We start from the raw sequence: 11926 nt of genomic DNA on the forward strand, positions 1-11926 counted from the left end.
CTGACGGCTCCGGCGGCCGTCTCAGCGTCTTCGTAACCGGGGCGGGTACTGCCCTGGGCGGGTACTCCCCTGCCCTCGTATTCATGGACCCTAACGCGCAGGTGGGACAACACCATCCCGCTTCCCGAACTGTTCGCTGGGAGCGCAAGGTCCCGGGCCCGGGCCGGTGCATCCGGCCGTACGGCGACGGGCCCGCCCGCACACGGGGTGCGGGCGGGCCCGTCGGACGGTTCAGCGCGGGGCTCAGGCCTCGGACTTGTCCTCGGACGCCTCGGTGGCGTCCTCGGCCGTCCCGGCGCCGTCGGCGGCCTCGGCGGCGTCGTCCTCGTCGTCGTCCAGCTCGACCGGCTCGCCGTTGGTGTCGACGACCTTGGCGGCCTCGACGACGACCGCGAGGGCCTTGCCGCGGGCGACCTCGCCGACGAGCATCGGCACCTGGCCGCCCTCGACGACGGCCTTGGCGAACTGGTCGGGGCTCATGCCGGAGGAGGCCGCACGCCGCATGAGGTGCTCGGTGAGCTCCTCCTGGTTGACGTTGAGCTTCTCCTGGGAGACCAGCTCGTCGAGGATGAACTGGGTCTTGATCCCCTTGACCGCCTGCTCGCGCGTCTCGGCGTCGAACTCCTCGGCGGTCTTGCCCTGGAGCTCCAGGTACTTGTCGAGGGTCAGGCCCATCTGCCCGAGCTGGTGGTGCTCCAGGTTGTGCTTGCGGGTGTTGACCTCGTCCTCGAGGAGCTTCTCGGGGATCGGCACCTCGGCCAGCTTCAGCAGCTCGTCCAGGACGCGCTCCTGGGCCTGGGTGGCCTGGTCGAACCGCTTCATGTTCTCGAGGCGCTTGAGGCTGTCGGCCTTCAGCTCGTCGAGGGTGTCGAACTCGGACGCCATCTGGGCGAAGTCGTCGTCGAGCTCGGGGAGCTCACGGGCGGCGACCTGGGTGACCTTGACGGTGACCTCGGCCTCCTTGCCCTCGGCGGAGCCGCCCTTCAGCGTGGAGGTGAAGGTGGCCTCGCCACCGGCCTCCAGGCCGGTCACGGCCTCGTCGATGCCGTCGAGGAGCTCGCCGGAGCCGATCGTGTACGACACGCCGTTGGCGACGCCGTCCGGCAGGACCTCGCCGTCGACCTTGGCCTCGAGGTCGATCGTCACGACGTCGCCCTCGGCGGCGGCGCGCTCCACCGGGGAGGTGGAGGCGAAGCGCTCGCGCAGCTGCTGCACGGACTTCTCGACGTCCTCGTCGGTGACCTCGACGGCGTCGACGGTCACCTCGATGCCCGAGTAATCGGGGATCTCGATGGCCGGGCGGATGTCGACCTCGGCGGTGAAGGCCAGCAGCTCGCCGTCCTTCAGCTCGGTGATGTCCACGTCGGGCTGGCCCAGCACGTTGAGCTCGGCCTCGTTGACCGCCTCGGTGTAGAGCTTCGGAAGGGCGTCGTTGACGGCCTCCTCCAGCACCGCACCACGGCCGAACCGCTGGTCGATCACCCGGGCCGGGATCTTGCCCTTGCGGAAGCCCTTGACCGTGACCTGCTGGTTGATCTTCTTGTACGCCGCGTCGAGGCTGTCCTTGAGCTCCTCGAAGGGCACCTCGACAGTGAGCCGAACCCGGGTCGGGTTCAGGGTCTCCACGGCGCTCTTCACGGTTCGGTCTCCTTGTGGCTGATTCTGGGATTCTGCCGGGCGCTCGGTCGGGCGGCCCGGCGGATCGGCCCGGTCTTGAAGACACACGGGCACGCAGCTTGCATAGTAACCGCAAGCGGGATGACGCCCACAATGTGATCTTGGTTGCGCGACGGCCGCCGGGAGCGGGGGACGCACATTTTGGTCGGGGTGGCGGGATTTGAACCCACGGCCTTCCGCTCCCAAAGCGGACGCGCTACCAAGCTGCGCCACACCCCGTCGGTGCGACACGTAGGGTACATGGCCGCGGGCGCTGCGTCGGCACCTTTGGCGGGCGTGCGGCGACGGGCCCGGACCCGCTACGATGCTCCTCGTGCCGCGGCCCTCGCGACCTGCGGCGCGCTGCATGCGGGCGTAGCTCAATGGTAGAGCCCTAGTCTTCCAAACTAGCTACGCGGGTTCGATTCCCGTCGCCCGCTCCACGGCCTCCGGCCCGCCTCGGTGCATCGCCCCGGGACGGGCCGGAGGCTTTTTCGCGCCCGGGGACCGCGAGCGCCCGAAGCGGCCCGGCGCCCCGGTCCCCCGGCGCCCGGGCCGCCTCACGGCCGGCGGGTGACGTCCAGCGAGAAGACGACCTCGCCGACGGCGGAGGCGTACAGCGCGTCCCCGATCAGCAGGGGCGCGGGCAGCGTGTCGCCGTTGGAGGACTGCTCGTCGTCGGCCTGCGGCCGGCGGCCGACCCAGCGCTCCGCCCCGGTCCGCTGGTCCAGGGCGACCACCCGGCCGGAGCCGGAGGTGGCGTAGAGGGTGCCGTCGCGCCCGGCCGCGGGCAGCGAGAGGTTCTCGACCGAGGTGATCGCGTCCCAGAGCGTCTTTCCGGTGCGGGGCGAGACGGCGCGCAGCCGGCCGTTGCCGTACGGCACGTAGAGCCGGTCGCCCACCAGCGCCGGGGCCCGGGGGGCGGCCTCGGCCAGCGGGATGCGGCGCAGCGCGTGGGTCGTCGGGTGGACGGTGTACAGGGCGGTGTACGCGCCCTCGTCGGCGCCTTCGGTCACGGCCGCGGTCAGGAGCAGGACGCCGTCGAGGACGCCGACGGGTTCGAGGGGCTCCCGGTAGGTGCGGGACCACCGGGCGCGGCCGTCGGCGGGGTCCACCTCGGCGACGCGGGTGGCGGGGTACCGGCCCCGGGGCGTGCACACCAGGTGGAGGCGGCCGGCGCCGCCCCAGATGCCGCACTCCTCGGCCGCCGTCTCCAGGGGTGCGGTCCAGCGGGTTCTGCCGTCGGCGAGTCCGATCAGGCGGTAGGTCTTCCAGCCGCGGTCGACGGCGAACACGCCGGCGCCGGTGAGGACGCCGTGTTCGGCCGGGACGCTCCAGCGCGTGGCGCCGGTCCGGGTGTCGTAGGCGCTGAGGTAGGGGACGGGGTCGTCGCCGTGGACGCCCCGTTCGCTGAAGGCCACCAGCAGCCCTGCCGCGGTGCCGGCGATCGCGTCGCCGGAGGAACGGGCCGGCGAGACGGCCTCCTCGGCGTCGGAGCGACGGCTCCAGAGGACCTTCCCGGTGGCCGGATCCAGCCGGACGGCCCGGTGCTCGCCGCCGACGCAGTACAGCGCGGCGCGGTCCACGGCGCAGGAGGCCAGCGCGTTGCCGATGGATCCGGCCTGGACGAGCGGGCGGCGCCAGGCGTGCCAGCCGGCCGGCAGGTCGGCGCGCGGGGCGGCGGTCGGGGCGGCGGTCGGCTCGTCGCCGCCGGTGAGCAGCGGTACGCCCACGGCGGCGAGGAGGCCGGCCAGGAGGGCCCCGCCGGCCGCCAGGGCGGTGCGGCGGATGAGGCGGGCGCGGGCGGGGCGCCGCGCGGCGGGCGCCGGGAGCGGTGCGGGTGTCGGGAGCTCCGTGCGCAGCCAGACGAGCAGCTGGTCGGGGGTGGGGCGGTCCTCGGGGTCCTTGGCGAGGCAGCGTTCCACCAGGGGCCGCAGCGCCGCGGGGACGTCCGCGAGGTCGGGCTCGCCCTGGACGACGCGGATGGCGGTCTCGTAGGGGCTGTCGCTGTCGAAGGGGCCGCGGCCGGTGGCCGCGAAGGCGAGGACCGCGCCGAGCGAGAAGGTGTCGGAGGCGGGGCCCGCCTCGCGGGGGCGGCTGAGCTGCTCCGGGGACATGAACGGCGGGGTGCCCATGATCCGGCCGGTCTGGGTGAGCGACTCGGAGCCGGCCGCGCGGGAGATGCCGAAGTCGATGACCCGGGGGCCGTCGTCGGCCATCAGGACGTTGGCCGGTTTCAGGTCGCGGTGGACGACTCCGGCGCGGTGGATGTCGCGCAGCGCCTCGGCCAGTCCGACGGCCAGCTCGCGCAGGTCGTCCAGGGGAAGCGGGCCCTTGTCGGCGACGCGCTCGCCGAGGGTGGGTGCGGGGATGTGGAGGGTGCCCATCCAGGGCCGTGCGGCGTCGGCGTCGGCGTCCACGACGGGTGCGGTGAACGCGCCGCTGACCCGGCGGGCGGCGGCGACCTCGTGGCGGAAGCGGCTGCGGAACTCGGGATCGTCGGCGTACTGGCTGTGCACGACCTTGACGGCGAGCCGCCGCCCGGAGGCCGAGCGCGCGAGGTAGACGACCCCCATACCGCCGGACCCGAGCCGGTCCTCCAGCGCGTAGCCGCCGACCTCGGCCGGGTCCCCGGCGTGCAGAACCACTCTCCCCCTCCCCCGGTGCGGTCGCTCGCTAGAAGCTGATCTGGTTGATGGTGCTCGCTATCGAATTGAGGAAGCGCTGGATGTCGTCGGCCATGCCCGTGGAGGCGAGGAAGAAGCCGAAGAGCGCGGCGACGATCGCGGGTCCGGCTTTGATCGAACCGCTGCGGATCATCACCACGAGGATGATCGCCAACAGCAGCACCACGGACAGTGAAATGGCCACACTGATCACAACCCTCGGTCGGTCTGGTCCGCTTTGCCGGCCCGGGGGCGGGTGGATACACCCCCGTCCGGCTTATCGTGCCACCAACCTTCCCCCGATCGCGGCCGGGTGACGCATCGTCCGGCGCATCGTCGGCATTTCGGTACCGGCGGCTCCCGCGAGATCGGAAAAGCGTACCGGCCGTTCGTCGTGATGGTTTCCTCACACACACGGAGCGGTCACAGGAAATTCGCACTGCGGAGGGCGGTAATTCACCGGGCGAAACTCGGTGTTGATATGCCCGGTTTAAGGGGGATTAATAGGGGCATATCGCCCGCTTGGCGGCCGTGTCATCTTCGAATGGACACGCCTCGGGAGGCGTTTTACGCATAGGCGGAACCGCCACTAAGGTGCCTCAGATGTTCCACGCTCTGCAGGGAAATGAACGGGCCACGCTTCCCCCGCCCGGGGAACCGGAGGTCTCCGGGACGAGCCGGAAGCCACCGGCCGCCGGCAGACCCCCGCGGACGGCGGGCACGGCGCCGACCGCGCCACCGGCCGGGACCGGCGGCGCCCCGGCGGGCCGGGAGGCGTACTTCGACAACGCGAAGTACCTGGCGATCGTGCTGGTGGCCGTGGCCCATGCCTGGGAGCCCGTCATGGAGGGCAGCCGGGCGGCCCGGAGCCTGTACATGCTCGTCTACACCTTCCACATGCCGGCCTTCATCGTGATCTCCGGCTACTTCTCGCGCAGCTTCACCGGGCGGCCCCACCAGGTGCGGCGGCTGGTCACCGGCGTCGCGGTGCCGTACCTGGTCTTCGAGGTGGCCTACACGCTCTTCAAGCGCTGGGCGGACGACGACCCCCAGCACCCCTTCAGCCTCACCGACCCGTTCTACCTGACGTGGTTCCTCATCGCGCTGTTCGTCTGGCGGCTGTCCACCCCCGTGTGGCGCACGCTGCGCCACCCGCTGCCCGTCGCCCTGGTGATCGCCTGCCTCGGCTCGCTCACGCCGGGCATCGCCGACGACCTCGACCTCCAGCGCATCCTGCAGTTCCTGCCGTTCTTCGTGCTGGGCCTGTGCCTGCGGCCCGAGCACTTCCGGTGGGTGCGCCGGCGGGCGGTGCGGCTGGCGGCTGTGCCGCTGGTCGCGGGCGCCGCGCTGTTCGCCTACTGGGTCTCCCCGCGGCTGCGGATGAACTGGTTCTACCGCTCCACCAGCGCCCCGGACCTGGGCTACGCCGGGTGGACCGGGCCGCTGATGACGCTGGGGCTGTTCGGCTGCGCGCTGCTGCTGACGGTGGCGTTCCTCGCCTGGGTGCCCGGGCGACGGACGTGGTTCACCGTGCTGGGCGCGGGCACGATCTGCGGCTACCTGCTGCACGGCTTCCTGGTGAAGTCCCTGGACTACTGGCACGTCGTCGAGGAGCACCCCTGGCTCACCGGGCCCGGCGGGCTGGTCGCCACGACGCTGGCCGCCGCCGCGGCGGTGACCCTGCTGTGCACGCCTCCCGTGCGGCGTGCCCTGCGCTGCGTGACGGAGCCGGAGATGCGGTGGGCGTTCAGGAAGGAGTGAGGCCCAACAGGGCCCGCACCCGCGCGTACTTCGCGGTCAGCCGGACCCGGGTCGCCTCGTCCAGCACGGCGAGGCGGCCCGGGTCCGCGTTGTGCGCGAGGTCGGCCTCCTTCACCAGGCGGGCGCCCGGCACCGCGAGGATCCGGGCGGTGTACGCGGCGAGGTCCTCGCCGGGCCGCTTCGTGAGGGCCAGCACCATGTCCTTGGTCGCCGGCGGCAGCGCCGCGGCCGCCAGCCACCCGGCCGTCAGCCGGTCGTCCTCCACGGCGTCGTGCAGCCACGCGGCGGCGATCTGCTCCTCGCTGCCGCCCCGCTCCCGCACGCCCCGCGCCACCGCCGCGAGGTGTTCGGCGTAGGGGCGGCCCGCCTTGTCCGTCTGGCCGGCGTGGGCCTCCCGGGCGAGGGCCTCCACCTGGTCGAGCGTCAGATACCTCCGGTACGGCACGCGTGCCCCTCCCTATGCCTCGCGGGTGATCAGCAGCAGGGCCCGGTCGTCGTTCACGTCCTTGGCGCACGCCTCGATCAGGTGCCACGCCGAGCCCTGGAAACCCGAGGACACGTAGCGGTCGGCCTCGCCGGTCAGCCGGTCGATGCCCTCCGCGATGTCCCGGTCCGCCGCCTCCACCAGTCCGTCCGTGAAGAGCATCAGCACGTCGCCGGGGCGCAGGGAGCCCTTGACCGGGTGGAACTCGGCGCCGTCGTACACACCCAGCAGCGGGCCCTCGGCGGCCTTCTCCTCCCAGCGGCCGCTGCCCGCGTGCAGCTGGAGCGCGGGCAGGTGGCCCGCGGACAGCAGCTCGTAGTCGCCGGAGTCCAGGTCGAGCACCAGATGGATGGAGGTCGCGAAGCCCTCCTGCCAGTCCTGGCGCAGCAGGTAACCGTTGGCGGCCGGGAGGAAGCCGTGCGGCGGCAGCGAGCCGAGCAGCCCGCCGAAGGCGCCCGACAGCAGCAGGGCGCGTGAACCCGCGTCCATGCCCTTGCCGGACACGTCGGTGAGGACGACCTCCAGGGTGCGGCCGCCGTGGGTACGGGCCGCGACGACGAAGTCGCCGGAGAAGGACTGGCCGCCCGCGGGGCGCAGCGCCATCTCGTGGTGCCAGCCCTTGGGCAGCTGCGGCAGGGCGCTCTGCACCCGGATGCGTTCGCGCAGGTCGAAGAGCATCGTGCCGCCACGCCGCCAGGGCACGCCGACACGGGCCCGGAACTGTGCGAGCAGCAGCCCGAACAGTCCGCACGCGGCGACCACCAGCACCGTGCCGGGGGTGACCCGCGCCGCGCCCTCGGTGTACGGGCCGAGGACCATCGACTCGACGATCAGCGCCACGGCGGACGCCGCGTACAGGCCGAGCAGGCTCGCCGGGCGCAGCAGCAGGCCGCCCGCCACGATGGGCAGGACGAGCGCCGCGGGTGAGGCCCACACGGGGGTGGCGATGGTGAACAGCGTGATCGCCGGGATGGTGAGGAGCAGCCCCACCAGGGCGATCCAGTCGGAGCCGTCGCCCCGGAAGTAGTCGACACCGGACTTGCGCAGGGCGGTGCGGGCCCGGCGCAGCGACTTCCGCATCCGGGCCGGGTACGCGTCCACTCGTGCGCTACGGGCCATTGGCCTGGACCCTATCCACCCGCCCGGCCCGCGTGCAGGGGGACCCCTTGACAATGCGTTCGAAATTGGGTCGCCCCGGGCGTCCGCCGCCTGCTAGGCATGGCATATGACGACGCAATTGCGGGTACTCCAGCCGGCCGAGTGGGATCGCTGGTACGGACAGTTGGAACTCGCCTTCGGGGGCGTGGCGGAGGCCCCGGAGGAGCGCGAGCTGTGGAAGGCGCTCACCGAGCCCGAGCGCTCGCTGGGCGCGTGGGACGGCGAGACCTGCGTCGGTACGGCGGGGGCGTTCTCGTTCCGGATGTCCGTGCCGGGCGGGGCGCTGGTGCCCGCGGCCGGCGTGACGATGGTCAGCGTGGCGCCGACGCACCGCAGGCGGGGCGTGCTCACCTCGATGATGCGGCGCCAGCTCGACGACGTACGGGCGGGGGGTGAGCCGCTGGCGGTGCTGACGGCGTCCGAGCCGGACATCTACGGGCGCTTCGGGTACGGCGTCGCGACCCAGCAGCTGCGCGCGGAGATCGACACGACCCGGGTCCGGCTGTCCGTGCCGGAGGGGACGGATGACGTACGGCTACGGCTGGTGCCGCCCGCGGAGGCGAGCGGGGCGTGCGAGGCGGTGTACGCGCGGCTGGTGCCCGGGCGGCCGGGGATGATCGCCCGTGCGCCGGGCTGGGAGCGGCTGCCGCTGCTGGACCCGCCGGGCGAGCGCGCGGGCGCCTCGCCGCTGCAGTGCGTGCTGGCCGAGCGCGCCGGTGAGGTCGTGGGGTACGCGCTGTACACCAACAAACCGCAGTGGGAGCCGGCCGGTGCCAACGGGGTGATCACCGTGCGGTACCTGGGGGCGCTGGACCCGGCGGCGAACGCGGCGCTGTGGCGGTACCTGTTCGAGGTCGACCTGACGTCGACGGTGCAGTTCTGGAACCGTCCGGTGGACGACGCCTGGCAGCTGCTCGTCTCGGACATCCGGCGCTGCGGCGTCAGCCCGCGCGACGGGCTGTTCGTGCGGCCGGTGGAGGTGGGCGCGGCGCTGGAGGCGCGGACGTACCAGGCGCCGGTGGACGTGGTGCTGGGGGTGGCGGACGCCTTCTGCCCCTGGAACGAAGGGCGTTGGCGGCTGTCCGGCGACGCCAAGGGCGCCACCTGCTCGCGCACCGCCGACGCGCCCGATCTGGCGCTGTCGGTGCGGGAGCTGGGGGCCGCGTACCTGGGCGGGTTCTCCCTCGCGTCACTCGCGGCCGCGGGCCGGGTGCGGGAGCTGCGCCCGGGCGCGCTGGCGGAGGCGTCCCTGGCGTTCGGCTCCACGGTCGCGCCCTGGCTGCCTCACGGCTTCTGACAGCCGGGGCACCAGAAGAGGTTGCGGGCGGCGAGGCCGGCGGTGCGGATCTCGCCGCCGCAGACGTGGCAGGGCAGGTTCGCCCGGCGGTAGACGTACACCTCGCCGCCGTGGTCGTCGACGCGGGGCGGGCGGCCCATCGCCTCGGGGGTGTGCTCGGGGCGGACGGTGTCGATGCGGTTGGTGCGCACGCCTTCGCGCATCAGTGCCACGAGGTCGGCCCAGATGGCGTCCCACTGCTCGCGGCCGAGGTCCTTGCCTGCGCGGTAGGGGTCGATGCCGTGCCGGAAGAGCACCTCGGCGCGGTAGACGTTGCCGACGCCGGCGATGACCTTCTGGTCCATGAGGAGCGCGGCGATGGTGGTGCGGCTCGTGGAGATCCGCCGCCACGCCTTGTCCGGGTCGTCGCCCTCGCGCAGCGGGTCGGGGCCGAGCCGGTCGTGTATCGCCCGCTTCTCGGGCCCGGTGATCAGCGCGCAGGCGGTGGGGCCGCGCAGGTCCATGTACGACGCGGGGCCGGCGACGCGCAGGCGGACCGTGTCGGTGGGCGGCGGGGCGGGGGCGTCGCCGAAGGCGACCTTGCCGAACAGGCCGAGGTGGATGTGCACCCACGCGTCGCGGCCGAAGCCGAGGAAGAGGTGCTTGCCGTGGGCTTCGGCGCTCTCCAGCACCGTGCCGTCGAGCAGCGCGGCGCCGTCGGAGAACTTCCCCTGCGGGCTGGTCACCCGCACGGACCGGCCGCCGAACCGTTCCCGGTGGTCGGCGGCCAGTCGGTGGATCGTGTGCCCTTCGGGCATCAGGCGGTCGGCTCCTGCGGGTGGTGGGCCGGGATCGGGGGGAGCTCGCCGGTGGTCTCGTACGCCGACAGCATCTCGATGCGGCGGGTGTGACGCTCCTCACCCGAGTACGGGGTGTTCAGGAAGATCTCCACGAACTTCGTGGATTCCTCCAGGGAGTGCATGCGGCCGCCGATGGCGACGACGTTGGCGTTGTTGTGCTCGCGGCCGAGCGCGGCGGTCTGCTCGCTCCAGGCCAGGGCCGCCCGCACGCCCTTCACCTTGTTGGCGGCGATCTGCTCGCCGTTGCCGGAGCCGCCGATGACGATGCCCAGGCTGTCGGGGTCGGCGGCGGTCCGCTCCGCGGCACGCAGGCAGAACGGCGGGTAGTCGTCCTGGGCGTCGTAGATGTGGGGACCGCAGTCGACGGGCTCGTGGCCGTGGGCCGTGAGCCACTCGACGAGGTGGTTCTTCAGTTCGAAACCGGCATGGTCGGAGCCGAGGTACACGCGCATGGCTCCGAGTGTGGCACGGGTCCGGGCGGGCTCCGGTCAGCGGGCCCCCGGGGTGCCGCCGCATCACGATCCGGAATCGGACCTTTCGGTGCGTCCGGGTCTCGTGTTTGCATGCACGGGCTCGTAACCCGAGTGCCGCACAGACGTAAGGAATCGTCCATGACGACGCAGTCGACCCTGCCGAAGGAAGGCGGAGCGACCGGGGAACCCGGTACTTCGCAGTCCGCCGACGGTCTCAAGGCCGGGCTCAAGAACCGCCACCTGTCCATGATCGCCATCGGTGGCGTCATCGGCGCCGGCCTCTTCGTCGGATCCTCCGGCGGCATCGCCAAGGCCGGCCCGGCCATCCTCCTCTCGTACGTCATCGTCGGAGCGATGGTCGTCTTCGTGATGCGGATGCTGGGCGAGATGGCCGCCGCGAGCCCGAACTCCGGCTCCTTCTCCACCTACGCCGACCGCGCTCTCGGCCGCTGGGCCGGCTTCTCCATCGGCTGGCTCTACTGGTTCTTCTGGGTCGTGGTGCTGGCGGTCGAGGCGACCGCGGGCGCGGTGATCCTGGAGGGCTGGATCCCGGCGGTGCCGCAGTGGGGCTGGGCCCTGATCGTCATGGTCGTGCTGACCGCGACGAACCTCGCCTCCGTCGCCTCGTACGGCGAGTTCGAGTTCTGGTTCGCCGGCATCAAGGTCGTCGCCATCGGCGCCTTCGTGGTCATCGGCCTGCTGGCCGTCTTCGGCTTCCTGCCCGGCTCCGACAACCCGGGCGCGGGCCTGGCGCACCTCACCGACGCGGGCGGCTTCTTCCCGAACGGCGTCGGCGCCATCCTCACCGGTGTGCTGATGGTCGTCTTCTCCTTCATGGGCAGCGAGATCGTCACCCTGGCCGCCGGCGAGTCGGAGGACCCGCGCCGCGCGGTCACCAAGGCCACCAACAGCGTGATCTGGCGCATCGCCGTGTTCTACCTGGGCTCGATCTTCGTCGTGCTGACGCTGCTGCCCTGGAACGACAAGTCGATCGTCGACAAGGGCTCGTACGTCGCCGCCCTGGACTCCATCGGCATCCCGCACGCCGGCCAGATCATGAACGTGATCGTCCTGACGGCCGTGCTGTCCTGCCTGAACTCGGGCCTGTACACCGCCTCCCGCATGGCGTTCTCGCTGGGTGAGCGCGGGGATGCCCCGAAGGCGTTCGCCAAGGTCAACGCCAAGGGCGTGCCGACCGCCGCGATCCTCGCCTCGGTGATCTTCGGCTTCGTCGCCGTGTACTTCAACTACGCGTTCAAGGACACGGTCTTCCTGTTCCTGCTGAACTCCTCGGGCGCGGTGGCGCTGTTCGTCTGGCTGGTGATCTGCTTCACCCAGCTGCGGATGCGCGGCATCCTCATGCGCGAGGTGCCGGAGAAGGTCACCGTCAAGATGTGGCTCTTCCCGTACCTGACGTGGGCGACCGCCGCGATGATCTCCTTCGTGCTGGTCTACATGCTCTTCGACGACGCCAACCGCGAGGTCGTGCTGGCGTCGGTGCTGGTCGCCGCGGTCGTGGTGGTCACCGGCTTCGTCCTGGACCGCAGGCGCCGCGCCGTCTCGCAGTCGTGACGGACGCCGCCTGACGGCCC

At 72.3% G+C, this 11926-nt stretch carries 10 protein-coding genes and 2 tRNA genes; 4 read left to right on the forward strand and 8 right to left on the reverse strand.

What is annotated here, in order from left to right; translation table 11 throughout:
* Nucleotides 1-243: 243 nt before the first annotated feature.
* Entirely contained in the window at nt 244-1638 is a 1395-nt protein-coding gene (tig, locus tag ACIA79_RS02255) for a trigger factor (protein WP_399426147.1), read from the reverse strand.
* 181 nt (nt 1639-1819) lie between these two features.
* Nucleotides 1820-1896, reverse strand: a tRNA-Pro gene (locus ACIA79_RS02260).
* Between the two features lie 129 nt (nt 1897-2025).
* On the opposite strand from ACIA79_RS02260, the gene ACIA79_RS02265 reads away from it, so the two are divergent.
* Nucleotides 2026-2099, forward strand: a tRNA-Gly gene (locus ACIA79_RS02265).
* Nucleotides 2100-2216: 117 nt separating this feature from the next.
* On the opposite strand, the gene ACIA79_RS02270 is transcribed toward ACIA79_RS02265, so the two are convergent.
* The gene (locus tag ACIA79_RS02270) at nt 2217-4304 is read right to left on the reverse strand and encodes a PQQ-binding-like beta-propeller repeat protein (RefSeq protein ID WP_399426149.1); all 2088 of its coding nucleotides are present in this window, start codon (nt 4302-4304) and stop codon (nt 2217-2219) included.
* A gap of 28 nt (nt 4305-4332) precedes the next feature.
* On the reverse strand, nt 4333-4527 hold the full coding sequence (locus tag ACIA79_RS02275) for a hypothetical protein (protein ID WP_052411211.1): 195 nt from the start codon (nt 4525-4527) through the stop codon (nt 4333-4335).
* A 398-nt stretch (nt 4528-4925) separates the two neighbouring features.
* On the opposite strand from ACIA79_RS02275, the gene ACIA79_RS02280 reads away from it, so the two are divergent.
* Nucleotides 4926-6083: an acyltransferase family protein gene (locus tag ACIA79_RS02280; RefSeq protein ID WP_399426151.1), complete on the forward strand. Its 1158-nt coding sequence runs from the start codon at nt 4926-4928 to the stop codon at nt 6081-6083.
* On the opposite strand, the gene ACIA79_RS02285 is transcribed toward ACIA79_RS02280, so the two are convergent.
* Together ACIA79_RS02285 and ACIA79_RS02290 are read right to left on the reverse strand one after the other, a co-directional pair.
* Entirely contained in the window at nt 6070-6528 is a 459-nt protein-coding gene (locus ACIA79_RS02285) for an HD domain-containing protein (RefSeq protein ID WP_399426153.1), read from the reverse strand. The genes ACIA79_RS02280 and ACIA79_RS02285 overlap by 14 nt on opposite strands.
* 12 nt (nt 6529-6540) lie before the next feature.
* Complete coding sequence (locus ACIA79_RS02290; RefSeq protein ID WP_399426154.1) at nt 6541-7686, reverse strand: PP2C family protein-serine/threonine phosphatase; 1146 nt, start codon at nt 7684-7686, stop codon at nt 6541-6543.
* Between the two features lie 106 nt (nt 7687-7792).
* On the opposite strand from ACIA79_RS02290, the gene ACIA79_RS02295 reads away from it, so the two are divergent.
* Nucleotides 7793-9022: a GNAT family N-acetyltransferase gene (locus ACIA79_RS02295; RefSeq protein WP_399426155.1), complete on the forward strand. Its 1230-nt coding sequence runs from the start codon at nt 7793-7795 to the stop codon at nt 9020-9022.
* On the opposite strand, the gene ACIA79_RS02300 is transcribed toward ACIA79_RS02295, so the two are convergent.
* Nucleotides 9010-9819 (reverse strand): Fpg/Nei family DNA glycosylase, encoded by an 810-nt coding sequence (locus tag ACIA79_RS02300; protein WP_399426157.1) that lies wholly within the window; start codon nt 9817-9819, stop codon nt 9010-9012. The genes ACIA79_RS02295 and ACIA79_RS02300 overlap by 13 nt on opposite strands.
* A complete protein-coding gene (locus tag ACIA79_RS02305) occupies nt 9819-10313 on the reverse strand; it encodes a ribose-5-phosphate isomerase (protein ID WP_399426159.1) in 495 nt (164 codons plus the stop codon). The genes ACIA79_RS02300 and ACIA79_RS02305 overlap by 1 nt, the downstream gene beginning before the upstream one ends.
* 159 nt (nt 10314-10472) lie before the next feature.
* Here ACIA79_RS02305 and ACIA79_RS02310 point away from each other — a divergent pair, with 159 nt between their 5' ends.
* Complete coding sequence (locus ACIA79_RS02310) at nt 10473-11906, forward strand: amino acid permease (protein WP_399426161.1); 1434 nt, start codon at nt 10473-10475, stop codon at nt 11904-11906.
* The last annotated feature ends 20 nt before the right edge of the window (nt 11907-11926 follow it).

The organism is Streptomyces sp. NPDC051310 (assembly GCF_044455245.1).
In the GTDB taxonomy this organism is placed as follows: domain Bacteria; phylum Actinomycetota; class Actinomycetes; order Streptomycetales; family Streptomycetaceae; genus Streptomyces.

Excerpts from the sequence above, each read along its gene's own strand:
- ACIA79_RS02305 (WP_399426159.1), bottom strand. The coding sequence starts at position 10,313 with ATGCGCGTGTACCTCGGCTCCGACCATGCCGGTTTCGAACTGAAGAAC.
- ACIA79_RS02300 (WP_399426157.1), bottom strand. The coding sequence starts at position 9,819 with ATGCCCGAAGGGCACACGATCCACCGACTGGCCGCCGACCACCGGGAA.
- ACIA79_RS02310 (WP_399426161.1), top strand. The coding sequence starts at position 10,473 with ATGACGACGCAGTCGACCCTGCCGAAGGAAGGCGGAGCGACCGGGGAA.
- ACIA79_RS02295 (WP_399426155.1), top strand. The coding sequence starts at position 7,793 with ATGACGACGCAATTGCGGGTACTCCAGCCGGCCGAGTGGGATCGCTGG.
- ACIA79_RS02290 (WP_399426154.1), bottom strand. The coding sequence starts at position 7,686 with ATGGCCCGTAGCGCACGAGTGGACGCGTACCCGGCCCGGATGCGGAAG.
- ACIA79_RS02280 (WP_399426151.1), top strand. The coding sequence starts at position 4,926 with ATGTTCCACGCTCTGCAGGGAAATGAACGGGCCACGCTTCCCCCGCCC.